This window comes from Marinagarivorans sp. (genome assembly GCF_982758155.1).
This window is the reverse complement of sequence record NZ_CEXWTU010000011.1, coordinates 1-23178: the sequence shown is the minus strand read 5'-3', so window position 1 is coordinate 23178 and position 23178 is coordinate 1. Positions and strand designations below refer to the sequence as shown.

17 protein-coding genes are annotated in these 23178 nt (G+C 47.1%); 10 read left to right on the top strand and 7 right to left on the bottom strand.

Annotated features, from left to right (window positions below; genetic code table 11):
• Positions 1-165 precede the first annotated feature (165 nt).
• Entirely contained in the window at positions 166-1569 is a 1404-nt protein-coding gene (locus AC3A8L_RS02690) for a TolC family outer membrane protein (protein WP_487960681.1), read from the bottom strand.
• A gap of 141 nt (positions 1570-1710) precedes the next feature.
• Positions 1711-2016, bottom strand: a complete 306-nt coding sequence (locus tag AC3A8L_RS02685; RefSeq protein ID WP_487960680.1) for a hypothetical protein — start codon at positions 2014-2016, stop codon at positions 1711-1713.
• A gap of 174 nt (positions 2017-2190) precedes the next feature.
• Between AC3A8L_RS02685 and AC3A8L_RS02680 the strand changes: the two genes are divergently transcribed.
• A complete protein-coding gene (locus AC3A8L_RS02680) occupies positions 2191-3105 on the top strand; it encodes a hypothetical protein (protein WP_487960679.1) in 915 nt (304 codons plus the stop codon).
• A 179-nt stretch (positions 3106-3284) separates the two neighbouring features.
• Here AC3A8L_RS02680 and AC3A8L_RS02675 read toward each other — a convergent pair whose 3' ends face one another.
• Complete coding sequence (locus AC3A8L_RS02675; protein ID WP_487960678.1) at positions 3285-3602, bottom strand: hypothetical protein; 318 nt, start codon at positions 3600-3602, stop codon at positions 3285-3287.
• Positions 3603-3951: 349 nt separating this feature from the next.
• On the opposite strand from AC3A8L_RS02675, the gene AC3A8L_RS02670 reads away from it, so the two are divergent.
• Genes AC3A8L_RS02670 through AC3A8L_RS02660 form a run of 3 tightly spaced genes read left to right on the top strand, consistent with a single transcriptional unit; the run spans position 3952 to position 9856 of the window.
• Positions 3952-5484 (top strand): Wadjet anti-phage system protein JetA family protein, encoded by a 1533-nt coding sequence (locus AC3A8L_RS02670; protein ID WP_487960677.1) that lies wholly within the window; start codon positions 3952-3954, stop codon positions 5482-5484.
• On the top strand, positions 5474-6136 hold the full coding sequence (locus AC3A8L_RS02665) for a DUF4194 domain-containing protein (protein WP_487960676.1): 663 nt from the start codon (positions 5474-5476) through the stop codon (positions 6134-6136). Before AC3A8L_RS02670 ends, AC3A8L_RS02665 begins: the two co-directional genes overlap by 11 nt.
• 60 nt (positions 6137-6196) lie before the next feature.
• On the top strand, positions 6197-9856 hold the full coding sequence (locus tag AC3A8L_RS02660; RefSeq protein ID WP_487960675.1) for an ATP-binding protein: 3660 nt from the start codon (positions 6197-6199) through the stop codon (positions 9854-9856).
• Between the two features lie 185 nt (positions 9857-10041).
• Here AC3A8L_RS02660 and ruvX read toward each other — a convergent pair whose 3' ends face one another.
• The 4 genes from ruvX to gshB all read right to left on the bottom strand — a co-directional run bounded on the left by ruvX (position 10042) and on the right by gshB (position 13061).
• Positions 10042-10449: a Holliday junction resolvase RuvX gene (gene ruvX, locus AC3A8L_RS02655; protein ID WP_487960674.1), complete on the bottom strand. Its 408-nt coding sequence runs from the start codon at positions 10447-10449 to the stop codon at positions 10042-10044.
• 2 nt (positions 10450-10451) lie between these two features.
• Positions 10452-11015, bottom strand: coding sequence for a YqgE/AlgH family protein (locus AC3A8L_RS02650; protein WP_487960673.1), 564 nt, complete (start codon positions 11013-11015; stop codon positions 10452-10454).
• A 92-nt stretch (positions 11016-11107) separates the two neighbouring features.
• Positions 11108-11989: an energy transducer TonB gene (locus AC3A8L_RS02645; RefSeq protein WP_487960672.1), complete on the bottom strand. Its 882-nt coding sequence runs from the start codon at positions 11987-11989 to the stop codon at positions 11108-11110.
• A 112-nt stretch (positions 11990-12101) separates the two neighbouring features.
• Positions 12102-13061, bottom strand: a complete 960-nt coding sequence (gshB, locus tag AC3A8L_RS02640) for a glutathione synthase (RefSeq protein WP_487960671.1) — start codon at positions 13059-13061, stop codon at positions 12102-12104.
• A 320-nt stretch (positions 13062-13381) separates the two neighbouring features.
• Here gshB and pilG point away from each other — a divergent pair, with 320 nt between their 5' ends.
• From pilG to AC3A8L_RS02610, 6 genes are all read left to right on the top strand, one after another.
• The gene (pilG, locus tag AC3A8L_RS02635) at positions 13382-13777 is read left to right on the top strand and encodes a twitching motility response regulator PilG (protein ID WP_487960670.1); all 396 of its coding nucleotides are present in this window, start codon (positions 13382-13384) and stop codon (positions 13775-13777) included.
• Positions 13778-13830: 53 nt separating this feature from the next.
• The gene (gene pilH / locus AC3A8L_RS02630) at positions 13831-14196 is read left to right on the top strand and encodes a twitching motility response regulator PilH (protein WP_487960669.1); all 366 of its coding nucleotides are present in this window, start codon (positions 13831-13833) and stop codon (positions 14194-14196) included.
• Entirely contained in the window at positions 14193-14735 is a 543-nt protein-coding gene (locus AC3A8L_RS02625) for a chemotaxis protein CheW (protein WP_487960668.1), read from the top strand. The genes pilH and AC3A8L_RS02625 overlap by 4 nt, the downstream gene beginning before the upstream one ends.
• A 135-nt stretch (positions 14736-14870) precedes the next feature.
• Positions 14871-17060 (top strand): methyl-accepting chemotaxis protein, encoded by a 2190-nt coding sequence (locus AC3A8L_RS02620; RefSeq protein ID WP_487960667.1) that lies wholly within the window; start codon positions 14871-14873, stop codon positions 17058-17060.
• Positions 17061-17077: 17 nt separating this feature from the next.
• On the top strand, positions 17078-17926 hold the full coding sequence (locus tag AC3A8L_RS02615; RefSeq protein ID WP_487960666.1) for a CheR family methyltransferase: 849 nt from the start codon (positions 17078-17080) through the stop codon (positions 17924-17926).
• Positions 17927-17940: 14 nt separating this feature from the next.
• Positions 17941-23178, top strand: a 5238-nt coding sequence (locus AC3A8L_RS02610) for a chemotaxis protein CheA (protein ID WP_487960665.1), incomplete at its 3' end; no start/stop codon positions are given.

Genomic DNA, 23178 nt, shown 5'->3' with positions numbered 1-23178 from the left:
GGTGTAGCGGCGATCAATAAAGTGGCCATTAAGAATTGACGGTGAATGCCTAAAGTTTCAGTTGTTTTCATAAGTTGCCCTCGTTAGCTAGCCGCATAGTAGCGGCTAGCTCAACAAACAGAAGTGACTTACTTCAAAGCTTATATGAAAACTGACCCACTGGGGTTACTTCTCAGCGGGCAGGCCAACCAGTTGTTCTTTATTTAACCATTTATCCAGTTGAATGATGTCGTCGGCGCCTAAGGTACCTGCGGCTTGTTTGAGTTCTAGGCCTGTAAGTACATATTCATACAGTGCGTTTAAAAAGTTACGCTTGGCTTCATAAACACGGCGCTGTGCATCAAGCACATTCACAAGGTTGCGTGTTCCAACGTCGTAGCCTGCTTTGGTGGCCTCAAGTGCGCTTTCGTTAGAGATAATGGCCTGCTGGCGTGCGTGCACAGTGGCTACACCCGTGTTGACGCGCTGGTGCAGTGAGCGTGTGGTTTGTACCACACTGCGCTCAACTTGGTTGACAGTTTCTTTGGCGACAAGTTGTTCGTTGGCAGCTTGCTGGCGTCTGGCAGAGGTGCGGCCACCACTGAAAATCGGAAGCGATAGTGTCACTGTAGCCGATGTTCCTGTGGTGTTGTTTGAATCCGTAGCTAGGTCGCCATCTTTGTTACTATCGCTGTAGCCGAGACGCGCAGTTACTGTGGGCAAATGGCCGCTGCGAGCGATTTTATAGCTGGACTCTGCAACTTTTAAACGTTGCTTTGCGCTTAGGAGTTCAAGGTTAGAATCTTTTGCCATCGAGACCCATTCTGCACGACCGGCAGGGGTGGGTGGGGTTACAGGAAAATTGTTTTTGAGCGGAGCTACGGTCTTGTGCGAGACACCGGTCAGTACCTGTAATGCTTCGAATGCAATGACGAGTGCACCTTCGCTAATTAAGCGGTTGGCGGTGGCGGAGTCAAATTCTGCCTGGGCTTCATGCACTTCTGTAATGGCTGTTAGACCCACTTCAAAGCGCTGTTTCGTTTGCTCTAAGCTGTGTGAAAGCGCTTCTTCTTCGGCTTGGGCTGTTTCCAAATCATCAATGGCCTTTAAGCTGTCAAAATAAGCTTCAGCTGTTCGAATAATAAGCCCCTGCTCTTGAATGCTGAAGGTGGTACCGCTCAGACTGGCCGTGTTTTTACCTTGTTTGTATTGATACCATGCCGCCGCATTGAATAGCGGTTGGGTCAGTTCAGCGCTAATGGTTGTTGTATTGGTGGCGCCATCAAAAGGAATAGATAGGTAACTTGGGGTATCTGTATCACTGATATCTCGGGTTTGGTCGCCAGAAGAATCACTTTGGTTATAGCTACCCGTGGCATTAATTTGTGGTAGCAAGTCTGCGCGGCTAATCCCTTTCGATAGGCGGCCAACTTCAAAATTTGCCTGCGCCACTTTATATTGCGCATCGTTTTTCAGTGCTAGCTCGTAAATCTCGGCGAGTGACTCTGCACTGGCTGCGATAGGAAACATAAGCCCGCTGGTCGCGATAGCAATGGCGAGTTTCAAGGGGGCGAAAGGCTTAAAAGACATTGATCGATCCTTTTGGTGTCGTATTTACCCCGTAAGGGGGTGCACAAAGCTATCAAGTTAAGTTTGCTGGTGCGGTAAGTTTGGCCGTGTACTATTGACTGCGATACGCGCCTTAGATTTTAGCGGATTACTATACCTTTGCTATGCGTACGTATCTACTGATGCGCCAAGGTTTAATGCGGGTTGGGCGATAGCGGCAAAAGCAGCGAGTGGCGAGCGAGGAGGTAGGACTGATTTTGCGCCGAAAAGTTGCTCATTTTCTTTTATTGGGCGGGCTTCAACGATGCGTTCGTGACTTTGAGCTGATGTGCTTGCCGTCGCTTGTTGTTCGGACGCGCGAGGGTTATTGATCTTCTCGCCTTCAATAACAATAGGGCGGTGCGCTTCTTTGTGGCCCGATAAAGGCTGGAGCGAAGAAAATTGATGGTTATTAATCGAGAAATTCATGGCGTAAACCGGCCTATTACATCAACCCTAAAGTATAGTCTATTTGCATTGTACGGCTAATAGTCAATTAGTCCAATAGGGAGTCTATTGTTGTCATTATGTGTCGATATTCCATCGCTTAGGGGTGGGCTATTGCCTACAATAGAATAAACGTTTAACAAATTAGGGGTATTCATGGCGTCTATGCATCATTCTATTCGTGTTCTATGGCTTGGTTTTAGTGCTTTAACGGCTTCTTTTTCCATAGCCGAATCAACATCGGTCCAAAAGCCGCCTTATAGCGTGGAGGCGCTGGCTCCTTGTTCTGGCGGAGTATCCTCGAGTGAAGGTTTTATTCTATTTGATGGTAAAACCAATTTGCTACAAGGGTGGAATCAAGCGAGTAAAAAGCCCGAGTATTCTTCGTTATCGTTTAAACCTGAAGCGTATAGTATTGATGCGAGCCGCTGGGTGGTATCGCCGGAGTGTCCGGGAGAAAAAGTGTTCAGCGCCATTCTAGTTAAAAAGTTGGGTTCTTGGCAGGGTAGCCATATGAATGGTATTGAACCAATCTTTGATAGGGCCAATATTCGTTTCGAGGATATAGAATCTGTTGTTTTAGAGCTGAAGTTGCTCGGAGCAAAAACGCACTTGCCTGAACGATCTGTTTTTCACAAGTATTTTGCATTCGCGGCTACGCCGGAGCAGTTGGATACAGTGGATAGCCAGCAGTATAACTTTGGCATAACGCTATTTGGTGCGAACTTTCAGGATCAAAGTGTTGCTACATTGAATAGCCAAACACTGATTGCTTTGGACCCGACTACTCAGCAAAATCAATGGTTGCGGGTGACGCTACCGGTTGAATTCATGAATACTTACCTAGAGCAAAATTACGCGCCAACAACGGTTGCTTTAGCTGATCATTCCTCTCAGTCGGTGCTGGGGTTGCGGATTAACCCGGAAACAGCCTCTGGCAAGGTCGTTCGAAATTTGAACAGTAAGATTTGGGCGGCGGGCGATCAGCCTGAGATGTTTAAAGAAATGGGCATTGAGTTACGCAAAGTGGCGCTGGTACTAAAAAGTCGCGAAAAAAAGGCGACACATTAGGGGCGAGGCAATAATAGCTTGTCCAATTAAGCGAAGAGATCGGCTTTCTTATCGAGGCGCTCGAAGGGGCGCATGCCGGGGCATGTAACGCTTTGAGCAACGAAGGTAAGAATGTCGAGATCAAGCATTAGTGGATGAAATATTGTTTCCTCGTCCCTTAAATGCGTCCCCGTTGTTTTTTAAAGTGCGCTGCAACCTTGAGCGAGTAAAGCAATATTGGCACTGGCTTTAATCGTATCGAAATATCCAGAGCCGCTGCCTCCGGTGTAAGGAAGGCCTAGCGCGCCAGAGAGCTGTTTGGCTGCATCAATAGAAATTTTGTCACGATCGTAAGCCTGGAAGGTGCTGTAGATTTCACTGCAACTTAGCGCGCCCAACCCTTTTTGAGAGGCGCCCACCACAGCGCTGGTTGTTTCACAGCCCGTAAGTACAGTGCCGAAAATAGCGAGGGTGCTTGCGAGGGTAGCGCTGCGCGCGAGGCGGGTTACTTTTGTCATGATGATGTTTTCCTAAAGCTGTAAAGGGTACCCTTTGCCTAAGGGACGAGGAAACAATATTTCATCCATTAATACTTGTTCTCGACATCCTTACCTTCGTTGCTCAAAGCGTTACATGCCAAGGCATGCGCCCCTTTAAGCGCCTCGATAAGAAAGCCGATCTCTTCGTCTAAATTGGACAAACTATTATTGCCTCGCCCCTAAAGGGCGAAATAATGGCGTGAGCATTACATAAAATACGGTAAATGGCACCTATTCTGGGAGACTTTACCGTTCGCGAATCTATCCCCAGCAAAGCCCTCAAATAACGGTATAATCGCCGCCCTTTTGCCCTGAATCCCAGCTTTCTATGTTCTTTGTTCGCGAGCGATTGCATTTTTTCCGGCCGCTAACCACCAAGTATCGGCAACAGGTGTTGGAGTGTTTGTGCCTGTTGCATGAGCGTTTGTACGGCGCAACGGCGGAGTACGGGCAGTCGTTAGGGCGAGATCAAGTACTCGATGTTTTCGAGGAAGCATTGGCTCGTGCCCCGATTCTAGAGGCGATAGCTTCTGATGATACGGGTCTCGGCGAGCTCGAACTAGAGCCTGTCGAGCAGCGCTTTAAAAACCACCGTGAACACGCCGGTTGGATACTCAAATTACTCTTGGAGCACGGCTGGCTAGAGCGCCAAGTCGATGCGGCGACGCTACAATCCAGTTATCCCTTATCCCGTGCGGGCCGTTTGTTTATTGCGCCGATGGTTGAAATGGGATCTCGGCGGGTGCGAACTCGCCACCGCAATACACGCAATACGCTCAATGCATTAGAGGCGTTTGCGAGTCGAGGTGAAATCCATGACTTGCTTGATGCTTTTGAATATTCCGAGCGCATTATTACCGATTTCACCGATATTATTAGCGAGCTTGAAGAGCGTAAGCGCGAGCTGGTGCAAGAGGTGGAATCGCAGCGTATTGTGCAACAGGCTACCGAGCAGTTTTTCGAATTTATGGAAAAACGCTTTCAGCCCGATGTTTCTGTCCGCTTATCGGCTGATAGTGTTGAAAAACACCGAGATAGAGTTTTTAGGGCGATTACGCGCATTCGCCGTAAAGATAAAGCTTTTAAGCAAGTGGCGGAGCGAAGACTGCGTGAATTGGCTCCCGAGCTAATTCACGATACGCGGCAATCGGCCTTGTGGTATGTGCTCGATACCATTGATCAGCGTATGCGGCGCGCGGCCGATACTATGTTGCCTGCTTTGCGCTCCGCTTTGGCGGGCTTTACCAAGCGTGCCGATATTATTATTCGGCAATTAAGTTATTTGGCGAACAGCACGCGGGACCCTTGGTTGGAAGCTTGCGATAACTTACGTAAGTTACCACCCAAAGAAGCCGAGCAGCGTTTAACGCAGTTGGGTGAGTATTTGTCGGGGGTGAATGTGCGTTTGGTGGACCCCGCGCAAGTGCGCCTCACCACTCGCAAAACAGCTGCGCCGGTTATGAGTGCGCTCGATGATGAGCGACCTTTGGATCCCGTCGCGCAAAAAGAATTACTGATTCAGCAAATGTTAGACCAGGCTTTTGTTGTCAACGACAGCCGCCAGCAACATTACTTACGTAAACATATCGAATCGGCTTTGCGCAATGATCAAACGATTTCTACGTGTGATTTACCTATTGAAAACGCGAGTGATTTGTTGGCAGTAGCGCATGCCATCGAGTCCGCATCGCGGCAGGCGCCCGATGCGGATTATCGGTTTAAAGTTAAATACCTGAACCGTCAATACAACAATACTTTTTTCAGCTCAGCTGATGACTTTGAGCTGTCGTTGGTTTATCAGGATGATACAACCGTTGATGCCAACGAAAATACTTTATCGGAGCAAGTGGATGATCAGTGAATTTTTGCGTGGGCCGTTAGCGGAAAAAGGCGTTGCGAATGAAGAGTTTTCCGAGCTGGTTATTCGTTTGCTGGATTATGGTGTTTTATGCCGAGATGAAAACAATATTGAGCAACGCCTTTACGACCGTTATTTGCGAATAGAAGCGTTGGTGACGGATTTCATTACTTTATTAGGCATGCGCATTGAGCACAATGCACGCTTTGGCTTTGTTCGTATTTACCCTCCGGGAGCGCAAGTTCCGAGCTTACCTGATGATGAACACGCGCCTTTTAATAGTGGTTTTCGCCAGCGGTTAAATCAGTTTGAAGCGGCATTGGCGATTATCTTGCGCGTTGAGTACGGCAAGCAGTTGCGCGAAGGCAAGGTGGACGAGCAGGGCGCGGTATTGGCTAATATGGAGGCCATTGCTATTGCTTTTCACAATCTTTTGAAGAAAAGTTTGCCCGAGAATATTACCGAACGACGTAATTTATTTCGCAAGTTACGTCAGCTACGTGTTTTGCATTATCAAAGTGAAGATGATCTAGACAGCCTTGAAGGCTGGGTAAAAATTCGCCCGTTGATTATGGGTTTTGTTGGCGATGCTGCGCTAGATGCTTTGGAGGCGCGCGTTGAAGAAGAGGTTATTCAAGAGACCGTGTTTGATTAATCAAGCCAGAAAAGTTTGAGTCGTATTAGCCGCATCGCACCAGAATTTTAAGAGTTAAGTATGTTTATAAAGAAAGCAGTATTTGTTAATTGGGGCAACATTCCTAAGCTTGAATTTGATTTCGGCCCCGTTAATTTATTCTCTGGTGGCAATGGCTCCGGTAAAACAACGGCTGCGGATGCGCTGCAAGCCTTGATGACGGCAGCGCACGACAATTTATTTGCATTTAACCCCGGCCAGGATGAAACAACACAAAAGGGACGCGGCGGTAAGCAGGTGCGCACCTTGGCCTCTTACTTACTGGGTTGTGATGATGGTAGTTATGCTCGCCCTTACGCAACGGATGGTTACGTGGCAGCAGTGTTTCACCCCACCGAGGGCGAAGCGGCAGAACCCTTTTCAGCGATTATGGCAATGCGTGGCCATATCGAAACCGGCGGTAGTCAAAAGCAGGCGCGCTTAGATAACCTCTTTTTTATGATTATACCGGGCGAGTCGATATCGCTCGATTGCTTTGTACGCGATTTCAAAGATGGTAAGCATATTAAACCCACGACCGAAGTGGCGGCTTATTTGAAGCAGCGTTTTTCGTCGAGTACGGTAGAAGTTTACGATAAGAAGGGGGCTTACCTTCGGCGGTTATATGGCGCTTTACGCGGTCGTACGGATGCGGTTCCTGATCGTGAGGCAAAGCACGCAGCCCGTACGCTCGCCAACTTCATGGCGTATAAACCGGTTAAAAGTATTCATGATTTTGTTGCGGGCGAAATACTTGAGGCTAAAGACTTAGGCGACGCTATTCGCAATGTTTCTGATTTGATGAAAACGATTCATCAAATGGAGGCATCGGCTGCATCGGTGAAAAATGCGATTAGTTTGTTGGGCGGCGCAGCAGAGCGCAGTCGCCAGTATATTGATATTTGGGTTGATCTTGCCTTGTCGCGTTATACCGAAGCGACGCGCCATGTATTAAGCGCACAAAATAATTATTTAGCGTTACGCCGCGAGAAAAAACAAACCGATACCGCATTAACGCAAGCGCAAGAGCGCAGTGAGCTGGCGCGTGAGCGCAAACGCCAGCAGCATAAAAGTATTGTGCAGTTAGAAGCTAAGCGTCAAGGTATTGATGCCTTGCGAGATAAAGATGTGTTGCAGCAGACTGCAGAAAAAGCACAGAAGAATATGGCTTTGTTGGTGGAGCCTTTTCTTAACGAGGTGAGTAACGCACAGAACAATGCGGCCTGCGCTGAGTTTTTGTTGCAGGCCGGGCAGCAAACTAGTTTGGGTTTAGAGCTTAAGTTTTTAAGCGACTCGGCCTTTCAAAAGTTATCGCGCTCTATCGTAAATGCGGGCGAGTTGCGTACGCTCGATGCACGTAAAGTGTTTAACAGTGACTGGCTCGGTTCGGCGCCACTTGAGCAGTTAATGGATAAATCCCTGACGTGGCAAGCCGAGCAAAATAACTGGGTGGCTGATGTTGCCTCAGCGGATGCCGATGGCGGGAGTTCTCGGCGGGATGTTGTTGAGTCTCTGTTGTCTGAACGCCGGCAAGCGGTTGAGCGGTTGAAAACAGAATGCTTGGCGCTGGGCAATGATGTGCAGTTGTTAATGTCGAGCCAAGTTAATTACCCGCCAGCGGTTGTGGCGGCGATTAAAGCTATTGAAGAGGTGTGCCCGAAAGCAAAGCCTAAAGTCTTGTGTGACTATGTTGATGTACTAGAGCCTGAGTGGCAAATGGCCATCGAGGGTTACCTGGGGGGCGCGCGGTTTAGCTTGCTGGTTGATGCTCAGTATGAGGCGGATGCCATTGCGGCTGTGCGAAATATGCGTGGCCATAAGCGCAACAGCGCGCGCGTGATACAGGGTGAAAAAGCCGAGCGCGATGCTGACCGCTTTAGTCCGGTGAAGGGCTCAATTCTTGAAGTGATGGATTTTAGCCACAGTACCGCAAACGCCTATGTTAAAGCTTCTTATGGCAATGTCGTGCGGGTAGATTCGGCGCAAACCTTAAGGCATACCGCGCGAGGTATTACGGCTGAGGGGCTAGGTTCTGGTAACTACAGTTTGTGGCGTTGCGATTTAAATGATGCTGAATTGGTTTTTGGTCAAGGTGCCCGCCAGCGTGCTTTAGCCGCTAAACAAGAAGAATTAGATCGCTGTCAAAAACGTTTACAAGACGGGCAGGAGCAGCTGACACAGTTGCAGTCGATAGTTGCCAAAATGGCAGCAGTTAAGCCTTGCCGTATTGCCGATGTACTTGAGCAGTTGCTTGAACTATCGCGCCAACTAACACAGGCGCAAGACGCCTTGGCAAGTATTGATGCGGGCGAGGGCAGTGATCTAGAGCGTGAATTGGAAGCTATTCAGCTGCAGTATCAAGAGCAAGAGGATCAGCAAAAGCAGCATGAACAAGATATTGGTCGTTATCAGGCGCAGTTAGCGGCGTTAGAAAAGAAAGTGACGGTATTGTTGGACGAACAAGATGTTGCTGAAAAGCAACGAGAAATTCTTGAAGATGCGGTCCAGGACATTGCGAAAGTCCATCCGCGGTTTGATATCGAGAAAGCGCTACGAGATGCAGATAGTAATGCTGAAAAGTCGGCTGAAAACTCACTGGCCGAAAAATTAAAATCGTCACAAGAGCAGCTTACGCGGTGTGAGCGAGAGCTGTTTAATATTGTTCAGCAATATAATATTGATGCTGGTGTTGGTGATTCTTTGTTGTATGACGCTGGCGTTTCTGAAATGCACAGCTTTGACTTTTTTAAGCACCTAGTACATTTACAGGGCGCTATCGAGGCGCTGCATACGCGCTTTAAAAATAATATTTTGGTCACAAAACATAAAGAGTTAACGGCCTTGAAAGAGTCGTTTAATACTGCGTTTGTGACGAATCTTTGTCATTCTATTTATCAGGCTATTAATGAGGGTGAGTTTGTTCTTAATGAGCTCAATACTGAGCTGGCACACCATCGTTTTGGTGCGGACCGTGAGTGTTATTCGTTTGCCACTCAGTGGGTGCCAGAATATAAAGAGTATTGGCAGTTTTTTAAGGCTGTTATTGCTAATCCAGAACTGGGTGACGGCAAGACATTATTTGAGCTAAATCTGGATAAAAAGCATGCGCGTATTCGCGATGAATTACTCAGTATGCTACTTGATGAGGATGAGCAAACGGCACACCGCGAGCTACAGCGAATTAGTGATTACCGCAATTACCGACGTTATGAAATTTATAAAGAGCCTGCGAATAAAGCACCCATTGCGCTCAGCGAATACGGCACGGGCTCGGGCGGACAGTTGGAAACCCCTGCCTATATTATTCGCTCTGCTGCCGTGACTTCGGCTTTTCGTTTTAATGAAGGTAAGGCTCATTTACGAATGGTGATGGTGGACGAGGCTTTCTCTAAGATGGATGAAGGGCGCTCGCGCGAGGTGATTAATTATTTAACAGATGCGCTAGGTTTACAGTTAATTTTTATTATGCCGACGAGTAAATCTGGGCCCTTTTTAGATTTAATCAGTAATCAATTTGTTTTTGCAAAATGCCCAACACTAGAGCCGGTGGGTGAATTAAAGACGCGCGTATTTGTTGATCGAAAAGCGTGTAATACGGATAAAATTAAAAATTTATGGGCGAAGCATCGCAAGGTGATTCGCCACCAAGCCATGCTCGATTTTATGGAAGAATTTGCGCCCGCTGCGGATCAAGTCGATTAAGGGACGAGGAAATAATACTTTATCCACTAATGCTTGTTCTCTCCTTCCTCATCTTCGTTACTCAAAGCGTTACATGCCCCGGCATGCGCCCCTTTAAGAGCCTCGATGAGAAAGCAGAGTCCTACGCCTAATTGGACAATCTATTATTGCCTCGCCCCTAAGTTATTGGCTTTTAGGTGCAGGCTCTATTGATTGAGCCAGCTTTCTAGGATCAGTCGCGCAGCAATAGCGTCAATGGGATTTTGTCCATAGTTGCCTTTATGGCCGCGCTCTGCAGCTTCAGTTTTGGCTTCTCGGGTAGAAAGCCGCTCATCCATCATGTGAACCGTAATGCCGAATCGCCCGTGCAGGCGGTTGGCGAACTTTTTGGCGCGTGTTCCAAGCTCGCTATCAGTGCCGTCCATATTCAATGGTAGGCCAACAACGGCGGTTTCTATTTTCCATTCGGTTAATAACTTCTCTAGGTGTTCCCAGTTAGGGATGCCGTCGCGTGCGGCCAAAGAAGGTTGCTCAGAAGCAGTGCGGGTAATTGTTTGCCCTATCGATACACCAATGTTCTTAAGGCCATAATCAAAACCAATAATATAGCTCACGGTTATGCGTTCCCTCCACGGGCGATCATGCCTGGGTCTATACCCATTTTTTCGTAGAGGCTATGCCAGCGTGCTTCCGCTGGTAGGCTAAACAGGGTCTCAAGGTCGGCATCGACGGTTAGCCAGCAGTTTTCTTTAAGCTCAGATTCTAGTTGGCCGGGGCTCCACCCTGCAAAGCCGAGTGCGAATAAATAGTCGCTGGGGCCGTCGCCCTGAGCAATGGATTCAAGCGCATCTTTTGATGCAGTGAGCATTAGCTCATCGGTGACGCGCATAGAGGTATGCCAGTCATGGTCGCTGGGTGTGTGGAGTAAAAAACCACGTTGTGGTTTCACTGGTCCACCCTTTAATACGCTCGTTGTGGGTAGTTCGATAGGGTTGGGTAAGTTGAGTTGTTTAAACACTTCGGGCAGCGAAAGCTCCAGAGGTTGATTGATGACAATACCCATTGCTCCTTCGTCACCGTGATCGCAAATGAAAGTAACAGCCTTATCAAAGTTTTTATCTCCCATTGTAGGTAGAGCGACTAAAAACTTGTTGCGAAGTGATAGCGGGCTGTTTTGCATGTTTCTCTCTGTGTTACTGGCTAAAATTTATATTTTATGACCGCAAGTCAAAAAATCAATTTCTATGCGACGAGGTGAAGGTATTGCGTGTGTTAACGGGTGCCTTTAGTGGATAGGCCTGTAATTTCGAAGGACCAAATTCGTGTGATTTCTAGCTTGTCGTGGCCGTCGAGAACCTCGCTGGGGATTTTTTCGAAGGGGGCCGCAAGGTGAACCATTTGTAACGCCGATTGATTCAATAATGGATGGTCGGAGGGGTTGATGATTTCAACGTCGTCTACGCTGCCGTCGGCATTCAGGGTTACCACCATCATCAACGTGCCGAATAATTCCTGCTGGAGTGCTTCTTCTGGAAAGTTGCGGTTACCAATGTTTTCTACCCGTGAATTCCAAGCGTGAAGGTAGGCAGCATCGGAGCTAGCTTTAGTGGCTTCTGTTTGAATGCGTTTCACTTTTGGGCGAAGAGCTTCTGATTGGCGAAGTTTGTCTAGTTTGGCTTGAAGGGCTGTGTACTCGGGGCTTGAGACGGCAATGTCTTCATCTTGTGCCTTGACGGTTTGCTCTTCAGGGGTTTGCTCTGTTTGAGTATCGTCTTCAAATTGCAGGCGACTGTTGGCGGTTGTTTGTAATGTTTCCGATTGTTGCTCAGCGGCTTGTGTTGTTTTTTGCTGCGGAGGCGGTGTGATTTCGCGAATCACGGTATCGTTAAACTCGGCTTGCTCGTCGGTGAGAAGTTCTTTGACTTGATCTGAGGTGCCGCTGGCCTCTTGATTGTGTTGGGCCAGGAAATCGGCTTTTTCGGGCGCGGCTTGGCTCGCATGTGTTGCGAGTGTGATATTTAGCGTGGGGGCAATTTTATCGGCACCGGGGATTTTGAACCCTAACTGCAGCAGTAAAAACAAGTGCAGCGCTAAGGCTGCAAAAAAAGTAAAGCTGAGTCGATCGCCGGTGGATACAGAAGCGCTAATAGCCATAAAAAATTCGTCTTAGAGTATGTCGTTATTGTTATCGCATTTAAGGGTTGAGTAACAGCCAAAGCAGTACTGTATACGTTGTTTGGCCGTTATTCGTTGTCATAGGAGTATCCTAGCGTTTTTTACTCAAGAATGCCTCTTCAATAGAACTTATAAGACGTGGGCCGATATTTGTTTGGTAGGCAGCATCAATTTCTCGGATGCAAGTGGGGCTGGTGACGTTGATCTCTGTTAGGTAATCACCAATCACATCAAGACCGACAAAAAATAGCCCTTTAGCTTTTAGGGTGGGCCCTATACGCCTCGCAATCTCCTTGTCGCGTGATGTGAGCGGTTGCGCAACGCCACGACCACCTGCCGCAAGATTGCCTCGCAGCTCCCCGGCTGCGGGTATGCGCGCTAGGGCATATTCTACGGGCTCACCGTTGATCATCAATATGCGTTTATCGCCTGCATCGATGGCGGGAATAAATTTTTGCGCCATTATGTAGTCGACGCCGTTGTTGGTCAGTACCTCAATAATGGAAGCGAGATTGCTATCACCTGGCTTGCAGCGAAAAATCCCGCTACCGCCCATGCCGTCCAGGGGTTTGAAAATGGCGTCGTTGTGTTTTTGATGAAAGGCACGCAGTTTTGCCATGTTGTTGCTGACGAGAAGCGGAGGGCAGCAATCTGGGAATTCAGTGGCAAAGAGTTTTTCGTTGCAATCGCGTAAGCCTTGCGGATTGTTGACGACGAGCGAGCCCGCGCTGGCGGCTCTTTGAAGTATATGAGTCGCGTATAGAAAAGGACTATCAAAGGGCGGGTCTTTACGCATCATCAAGACGTGGTTGCTATTAAGCTCGAGCGTCTCCCTCTCGCCAAGCTCAAACCAGTGCTGTGGGTCATCAAAAACGGTTAATTTTTGGATGTCTGTAAAAGCAGTGCCGTTTTCTATAAATAAATCGCTCAGCTCTGCGTAGGCCAGCGGCCAGCCAGCGGCTTGGGCGGCTTGGGCAATTGCTAGGGTGGAATCTTTTTTCACATTAATATTTGTAATGGGGTCCATGACAAAAATCATAAGCTTGTTCATAGCTAAACTCATTTGTGGGGCCATATATTGAATACAATGGCTACATGTGCAAGTTATGCCAAAATAAACGTGCTATTAATTGGCGCTTTTCATTCAGTTGAGCGATTATAAATGGTGTGGCGTAAAAGCTCAGCTTTTACGCGTTACGATGTTGTTAGGCCTTTGCTAACCACTGCTCTATATGGCGTGCCTGTGGTAGTCAAGAGTTGGCGTAAGGCCAGTTTCTATGTTAAAAGATACTCCCGCTGGATGCGACCAAAGAAACAGGGTGATCCCTGTAACGGCAACTTTCAATAACTTATAACTACTAGGGTCTGTCTATGGATGTGAACCTCGAAAATCTAAAAGTTATGGTCATCGACGATAGTAAAACGATTCGTCGAACGGCTGAGACTTTGTTAAACAAGGTTGGCTGCGAAGTCATAACCGCGACTGACGGTTTTGATGCATTGGCTAAGATAGCTGACTCCCGTCCAGATATTATTTTTGTGGATATTATGATGCCGCGCTTAGACGGTTATCAAACATGCGCGTTGATTAAAAATAACAGTGAATTCCGTTCGACACCGGTCATTATGCTGTCCAGTAAAGATGGTCTTTTCGATAAAGCAAAAGGGCGCATTGTGGGCTCTGATCAATACCTAACTAAACCATTCAGTAAAGGCGAGCTCCTTGGTGCTATAGAAGCGCACGTTAAGGTTGCGCAAGCCAGCTAAGTGCTGTTTGGCGTAGCAAACGTAGGATCTAGCCTGGGTATATTGGGGGATACATGGCTAAAGTATTAATTGTTGACGACTCTCCGACAGAGACGTACAAATTGACGAGCATGCTGGAAAAGCATGGTTATGTGGTGAGCTCTGCATCGTCCGGTGCAGATGGTGTTGCCAAGGCGAAGGTCGAGAGACCCGATCTGGTGTTGATGGATGTTGTAATGCCTGGCCTTAATGGGTTTCAAGCAACGCGACAACTGAGTAAGGCACCCGAAACTTCACATATACCTATTATTATTGTCACCACAAAAGATCAAGAAACCGATCGAGTGTGGGGTATGCGCCAGGGTGCAAAAGCTTATCTTACAAAACCTGTAGATGAGCCTCAATTGCTTAAAATAATATCATCGTTGGGGCAGCTATGAGCTCCAATGAGGGGTTTCAGGCGCTTGTCGATTTAGCGGCAAAAACACGGACAAATTCTTTGCCCATACCGGCCGAAGGCGATGAAACGCCTCGACAAAGCGGTATTGGGTTTTCCTTGCTGGGCCGACGCTTTATTGCTCCAATGGGGCAAATCGCCGAAATGCTTGAAATTCCACCGTCTACTCGGTTGCCGGGTGTGCAGCCATGGGTTATGGGGTTAGCCAATGTACGTGGGCGCTTACTGCCTTTGTTCGATATGGCTGTTTTTTTTGGCGGTATATCGCTGGGCCAGCGACGTCAACAGCGCGCGTTAGTGATTGATACGGACCAGCTGTACAGCGGTCTGGTTGTTGATCAAGCCTATGGTATGCAGCATTTTACGCGTGATCTTTATACCGAGCATGTGGATGATGTGCCTGATGCCGTAGCGCCTTTTGTTAAAGGGGGCTATGTTGATGCATCGGGTGTTTCCTGGGCGCTGTTTGATATGTATGCGATTGCCAATTTCTCCAAATTTATGAATGCCGCATCGGCTTAACGTTTTATCGGGCAGGGTTCTGTTCATAATTCTTTGGTTTGTTGCAACGCTCAGCGTCTACTATTCGTTGAGTAAAATAATAATGAATATTTGCTAGTCCAAAAGCAGAAAATTTGATCCATTAGGGAGCATCCTATGAAAAATGATTCGGACGGCCTTTGGTCACGAATTAGAACCAATCGTTTCCTGGCAATTTTAGTTTTGATGTTGCTAGGTTTCGGTGTGTTAACTGGTGTGATCGATTATCGATTGCGAGAAGATTCTTCACAGGATCAGGTCTATAAACAGATGGTTGCCGATTTGCGTGCAGCTTCCTATCAGTTAACTTCGTTATCGCGTGATGCCACAGCGGGTAACAAACAAGCATTTGAAAAGCTTGAAAGAGTCGTTGCGGATATGGATCAGACCTGGAGCAAAATCCAGTCGACTGATGGCCAAACGCGCGCTGTTCTATCTGAGGAAATTAGTACCTATGACTCAGCGTGGAAAAAGATCAAAGATAATGCAGGGGTTATTACAGATAACCAAGACTCAATTATCCTCATGCATGATGTGGCGACAACGCTAAACGAAGCGCTACCAGAGCTACAGCAAGAACACGATACCATTGTAGAAATTCTGCTCGAAAACGGAGCCCCGGCTGAGCAGATCTCTGTTGCGCAGCGCCAAAGCTGGTTTGCAGAGCGCATTGGCCGAAACGTCGATAAAATGCTACGCGGTGGTTTAGATGCGACTCGTGCTGCTGATGAATTTAACCGCGATGCGAGCCGCTTTGGTAATGTACTTGAAGCGATGAAAAAGGGTGACGTTGCCATGGGCATGGCAAAAGTAACCGACCCAGACGCAGTTGAAAGTCTTGATCAAATTACTCGTTTATTTGCTTTTGTAAGTGGCTCTGTCAGTGATATTTATGAAAAGTCTCCTGACTTATTTAGTGCTCGCCAAGCTGCCAACGCTATTATTGACGGCAGCCCATTTTTACTTAAGCGCTTAGGTGACTTGTCGGACGGTATTAATAACCTTCCCGGCGAGCGTAAAGTTAACAGTAATTTCTTAATTGCGGCGATTGCCGGTGCGGTACTTTGTCTAATTGCCATTGTTTGGGTTTTGAACTTAGCCACTAAACGTCGATTGCAAGAACAAGCTGAAACAAACGAGCGAAACCAAAGTGCTATTTTGCGCTTACTGGATGAGTTGGCCGATTTGGCTGATGGTGACTTAACAACGACAGCCACGGTAACCGAAGATTTTACGGGAGCAATTGCTGATTCGATAAACTACACCATTGACCAATTACGTGTACTTGTCTCTCGAATTAATGATACCTCTGCGAATGTATCGGCAGCTTCTGAAGAAACCAAGCAAACAGCACTTCACTTAGCGCGAGCCTCTGAGCACCAAGCGCAAGAAATTGCAGGTGCATCGGCCGCCGTTAATGAAATGGCGGTTACGATTGACCAAGTATCGGCTAACGCCGCAGAGTCTGCCCGAGTTGCTGAACGAGCGGTATCGATTGCTTTTAACGGCGCCAAGGTGGTTCAAAACACGATTAATGGTATGGATACTATTCGTGAGCAGATTCAAGATACGGCAAAACGAATTAAACGTTTGGGTGAATCATCGCAGGAAATTGGTGACATCGTTAGCTTGATTAACGATATTGCGGATCAGACAAATATTTTGGCACTTAACGCTGCTATTCAGGCATCGATGGCTGGTGACGCTGGTCGAGGCTTTGCGGTTGTTGCGGATGAAGTACAGCGCCTTGCTGAGCGTTCTGCAACGGCAACAAAACAGATCGAAGCCTTGGTGAAAACCATTCAAAGCGATACTACAGCTGCGGTCAACTCGATGGAGCAAACAACGGCGGAAGTGGTGCGCGGAGCTCGCTTGGCTCAAGATGCCGGTGTTGCTCTAGAAGAAATTGAATCAGTATCTGCCAGCTTGGCGGAATTGATTCAAAACATCTCGAATGCGGCGCGTCAGCAGTCAACGTCTGCGGGCCACATTTCAAATACGATGAACGTGATTCAAGAATTTACTTCGCAAACATCTGCGGGTACATCTGCAACGGCAGAAGCTATTGGTCGATTAGCCCAAATGGCGATTGAATTACATCAATCTGTAGCTGGCTTTAAATTGCCCGAAGAAATGGCAAATGAAATGCAGTCATTGGCTGCGGCCATGCCGTCGGCCAATGCAGCGATTTCTCACGACCTTAGCGAACTTTCTTTAGAAAGTGACGAACATAATCAATTAGACGAAACAGGTGATTCATATACTGCCGATGAAGGGCAGAATGATTCGGCTGAGCCTCGTGTCTAACACAAGTAGCGAAGACTATGGTTTGGTCACTACAATCTCTGCCTGAACTCAATGATATTGAGTTCGAGCGCTGGGGGAAATTGCTTGAAGAGCGAGCTGGCATCTATATGGGTGATCAGCAGCGCGTATTCTTGCAGACGCAGGTTGCAATGCGCATGCGCGAGCTGGATTTTGACAGCTATTCAACCTATCTCGATTTTGTGCTGGATGGTATATCTGGCATGCTCGAATGGACGCGCTTGATTGACAGGCTTGTGGTGAAGGAAACGAGTTTCTTTCGCCATAAAGAATCGATCGATATGGTAGTCCAGCACTTAGCGAAGCGTTTAGTCGATAGCGACGATTCGGAAAGTTTTGAGTTATGGAGTGTTGGTTGCTCGTCGGGTGAAGAGCCTTATTCGATAGCAATGGTGCTGAATGATGCATACAAGTGGGTTAATAAAGATCCACTTTACGGTATTACAGCTACCGATATCAGTCGCGCGGCTTTATCGCTTGCACGAACTGGAATATACAATGAGCGTAAATTAGAGCGTTTAGATCAAAATTACCGGCAGCGTTATTTTACAACGCTGGATGATGGTAAATACCAAGTAGTTTCTAGCTTGCGCGATCGCATTTGTTTTAATCAGGGTAATGTGCTGAATATCAGCGAAATGCCCGTTGTTAAAGTAGACGCTATTTACTGCCAGAACTTATTGATTTATTTCAAACGATGGCTGCGTGAAAATATAATGAACGCCTTTGTGGAACGCTTAAAGCCGGGCGGTATTCTGGTGATCGGACTTGGGGAAGTTGTAGACTGGTCTCACCCGAAAATGAAGCGTATTTCCACAGAAGAAGTACAAGCCTACGTGCACATATAAGAATGGGACCCCCAATGGGAGAAAAACGTAACTACGCAGCCCTTGAATGGGTAATAGGTGAGATTGGCGACGCACTCAATGAAGCTCGTCAAGCTCTTGAAGCCTATGCTGAAGATACTCGTGACATCACGCGTATCCGCTTTTGCCTTACGCATATACATCAAGTTTTGGGCTCGCTCAAAATGGTGGAGTTCCATGGCGCATCTTTATTTGCAGAGGAGATGGAGCACCTCGCTCAGGCTATTATCAATAAAACAGTTGTTAACGAATCTGAGTCATTAGAAGTTCTGATGCGCTCTTTGTTGCAGCTGCCTATTTATCTTGATCACGTAAAGCGAATTCAAGATGATCACCCCGGTATTGTTCTTCCGTTACTGAATGACCTTCGCGCTGCTCGAAAAGAACCTTACCTTAGTGAAACTAATCTATTCACACCGGATCTCGTATCACTTGAAGCTATTGTGGGTAATAGACACCCATTATTAAAAAGTGAACAGAAGCTTAAAGAGGTTCTCAAAAAACTTTTTGAGATGTATCAATATGCTGCTGCGAGTGTTTTACGTGGCATTAAAATTGATGAAAATCTTGTTTACGTTAGTAAAGTTTTTACGCGTTTAGAAAACACTTCGGCTGGTACTATTCAAGGTAATTTGTGGTTAATTTCTGGCGCTTTGGTTGATAGTCTCGTTGAAGACGAAATTGAGCTTAGCGTTGCTGTTAAAGGGATTCTTCGTCGTTTAGCGAAAGAAATAAAAACATTATACGAACAGGCCCCAAGGGGCTTTGATAATGTAATCGACGAGTCGCTGGCTCGGAATATCCTGTATTACATTGCACGTTCTGGCGATGTTACTGAGCGTATTCGCGCGGTTAAAAATGCTTACGCTTTAGATAACGCCTTATTCGAAGGCGCTGTAGAAGGGCGTGATTTCCATAAAAATATGATCTCTGCTCCTGAGCCGGATACCATTCGCTCGGTCGTTGTTGCTTTACGAGAAGAAATGAAAACGGTAAAGCAAATTCTTAATCATGTTGTTGTTGAAGGCGGCGCCACCTCAGACTTAGAGGCTTCCTTGCCCGTTGTTAAGCGTGTCGCCGATACTTTGGCTGTATTAGGTGTTGCTGAGCTACGGCATGCGACCAATGCGCAGCACGACCGTTTAGCGCATGCCTGTAAATCTACTGAAATGGATGTTGAAGAGCTGACCGATGTTGCTAATGAACTTGTCATTATTGAACATCGCTTAGACGCCATTGCGAAAGGTGCCAATAAAGCCAATATCAATGATCTTAATGAGCGTGATGTCGAAATTGATGAGGCTAAAATTGCTGTTCTTGAGCAAAGTCGCATTGGCTTAGAAAAGTTAAAAGAAGCCATTGTTGAATTTTATTCATCGCAGTGGGATAAATCCGCATTAGGTTGTGCTGAAGGGCTGATTCGCGATGTACGCGGCGGCTTAACAATGATCCCGCTTGTACGTGCGGCGATGATTGTCGATATTTGCGGGCAATATATCCAACAACAATTTATTGCCGACGATGCAAGACCAACCGCTGATACTTTAACGGCCTTGGCTAATGCTATTGAAGGTGTGGATTACTATTTAGATCGTTTAATCGGCGATTTCACAGACGATGTTGATAGCTTTTTAGAGTTGGCGGAAGAGGCATTGCGCGAACTCGGCTGTAATGTGCCTGATGCGGAGGAGGTATCAAGTGATATTGATATTACTTCAGCTGAAGCCGGTTCTACATCGAATATTGGTGGCGAGTTACCGGTAGAGCCGTTATTGACAGAAGCCAGTGATGATAGCGAGCTCGGTGATGAAAGCTCCGCTGTACTTGATGAAACGCCGACCGCGCAACCTGTTGAAGCGCGACAAGCGTTAGGGTCAATCCCCTTTACACTTGACCCTGATGTTGACGAGGACATTGCTGAAATATTTGTTGAAGAAGCGCGTGAAGTCATAGAAACCTTATCTGAGGTTTTGCCTCAGTGGCAGGGCGATAGCGTATCTGGCGATGCAATCACAACGGCTCGCCGAGGATTTCATACGCTCAAGGGTAGTGGTCGTATGGTGAAAGCCAGTGATATCAGTGAGCTGGCTTGGTCGGTCGAAAATTTATTGAATCACATTATTGATCAAATATTACCTGTCGCGCCGGTCCAGAAAGACTTCGTTTCTCGGGTTTATGATTTATTACCTACATTAGTCACTGCTTTTGAACAGCGCGTTATTTCGTCGCAGCAAGCGCTTGCTCAAACATATGAACAGTGGGGGAATCAACTTAGTGCCGGTGAAACACCTGTAGGTTTGTTGGCTGATGGATCGCAGACAATTGACGACGAACGTACCGATGAGGTTATTGGCGGTGATGAGGCAGAAGCCTTAACAGCGTCGCTGGTATTAGACGACGATGACTTATCCGTAGCTGAAGCTGCCGCAGAAGAAAAAATCTTGTGGGAGTTGTTTGCTTCTGAGGCGCAAACGCATCTTACGGCTGTTGAAGAGTTCATTGCCGACATGGACTCTGCTGCGCCAATATTTACAACACCAACAGATAGCCTTCAGCGTGCATTGCATACGCTTAAAGGTAGCGCGCATATGGCGGGGGTTACAGCTATCGCGCTGATGGCGTCACCACTTGAATTATTCATGAAAGAGTTGCGCAGTTATCAGGTTTCTATCGATGCTGATATTTTGCAGCTTATTAAAGATGCCGTAGAGTACCTTCGCGAAGGCTTAGAATACGTTGAACGCAATGAGCAAGCAGTGCTTCCTAAGTTAGAGCAATTTGTTGCCCGCGTTGCTGAGCTTAAAGATGTCCACATAGGTCACCTCATTCATGCGAGTGAAGCTAAAGGTATCGATGTTGCGCACCCTGTTGATCCAAGAATGCTGGCTATTTTTATGGCTGAAGAGATCAGCCTATTACTGGATGCTGATGAGGTGTTAGATCGCTGGCAAGCTGATTTAGGCCATACCAGTGAGTTGCCTGCCATGATGGCAGAGCTAAAAACGCTTGAAACGGGTGCCGAGCAAGCTAATTTCCCTCCGATGGAAAGATTGAGCGGCGAGTTACATGATTTATATGCAGCGACATTGGATCATTTGGCCCCGGATAATGGTGTGTTCGATACTTTCCGTCTTGCCCACAACGCTCTGCTTGATATGGTCGATGCGGTAGCCGCAGCGCAGACCTTGCCGCTACCGAGTCATCAGTTGCAGCAGGTGTTGGATGATTATTTGGCTCCAGCTATTGAAATGCCGCCCTTGTCGGCTGAATTTGAAGACACTACTAATAGCCAAGATCGTATTGCTGATGAAGCTGATGATGCGCTCAATGAAGAAAGTCTCACTGACGATGTTGAAAGTATTGATGATATCGAAATTGAGAGCATCACCGGTCATAGTGAAGATGACGACGCTCTAGACTTATCGTTCACTGATGCGGGTGTAGAGCCTGTTGAGCCCCCTGAGTCCGAGGATTTTGGCTTTGAAATGGATGCCACGGATCTCTTTGAAGCTGAGAGCCTAGATGCATTTGCTGGAGAGGTTTCTACTGATCCTGAGCCTTTACCGGCCAGCACTGAAGCTGTTGATGAGCACGCGATTGAAGAGCTGTCGAGCTCGTTAGAGGATAGCGTGTCGACAGAATCCTCCATGGCTTATGAGCCGATTGTTGAGGATGTCGATGAGGATTCCATCTTTGTGGGTGGTGATCCATCGCAGATTAATGTTGATGATTTTGACGAGGAAATCATTGAGATTTTTGTGGAAGAAGCCGATGAATTGATTGAGGAACTTGAAGAGGCTATTCACTCCTGGGAGTCCGATTGGGCCAGTAAGGAAGCGCCTGAAGAAATGACACGAGCTTTGCACACATTAAAAGGTGGTGCGCGCTTATCGGGTTTAACGGTTTTGGGTGAATTAACGCATGAGTATGAAGCCTATTTAATCAATAGTGTCAGCCCTGACAATACGCCTAATTTCTTTTCGTCAGTACATCAATATCAAGATCTAGTGCTGAAGGGTGTTAAAGGCGTTAAAGCGCGCTTGGCGGGCGAACCCGTTAAAGATGAGCCGAAAACTGTTGAATCCGTAGTTCAGCCTCAAGCGACAGAAGCTGTTGCCGTTGAGCGGCCAGTACAGCCTGTTACTTCTTTGGATAGCACCGTGCCTGCGGTGCTTGATTCGCAAGAGCAGCTTAACCCTGACTTTGCAATGCCGCCGTCGCCAGTACTGGAAGAAGCCAAAAGTATAGCGGCTAGTGCGAAAAAGTCGGGCTCACAAGAAGTGGTTAAAATATCTTCTGAGTTATTGGAAGAGCTCGTTAACTTAGCGGGTGAAACCTCAATTAGCCGTGGCCGATTAGAGCAGCAAGTCAGTGATTTCGGCTCGGCAATTGGCGAGATCGACACTACCTTAAGCCGTCTGCAAGAACAGCTGCGTCGTTTAGATATGGAAACCGAAGCGCAAATCGTTTTCCGCCAAGAGCAGTTAGCCGACAACGAAGAGTTTGATCCATTGGAAATGGATCGCTATTCGCAGTTACAGCAATTGTCTCGATCGCTCACAGAGTCAGCTTCTGATCTGGTGGATTTAAAGCGGACATTAAGCGATAAGGTTAAAGACACCGAATCTATTCTTTTACAGCAGCAGCGCATCAATTCGTCGTTACAAGAAGGCTTAATGCGTGCGCGTATGGTGCCGTTCTCGCGAATGGTACCTCGATTGCGCCGAATCGTTCGCCAAGTGGCTAGCGAATTGAATAAACAGGTCAGTTTCGAGCTTGATAATGTTGAAGGCGAAATGGATCGCTCAGTACTTGAGCACATGGTTGCACCGCTAGAGCATATGCTTCGAAATGCTGTAGACCATGGTATTGAAATGCCTGATGTCCGTGAGGCAGCGGGAAAACCGCGCCAAGGACATGTAGTTTTAGGTGCAGCACAAGAAGGTGACCATATCCTACTAACCATCTCAGATGATGGTGCAGGAATGGATGCCAATGTCTTGCGTCAAAAAGCTGTCGAAAAAGGCATGATGGATGAGGAATCAGCATCTCGTTTAACCGACTCTGAAAGCTATGCGCTTATTTTCGCTCCTGGTTTTTCAATGAAACAAGAGATCTCTGATATTTCAGGTCGTGGTGTTGGTATGGATGTTGTGAAAACCAGCATTTCAAAACTCAATGGTGTGATCGATATTCAATCTGATCTCGGAATAGGAACAGTTCTTTCAATCAAA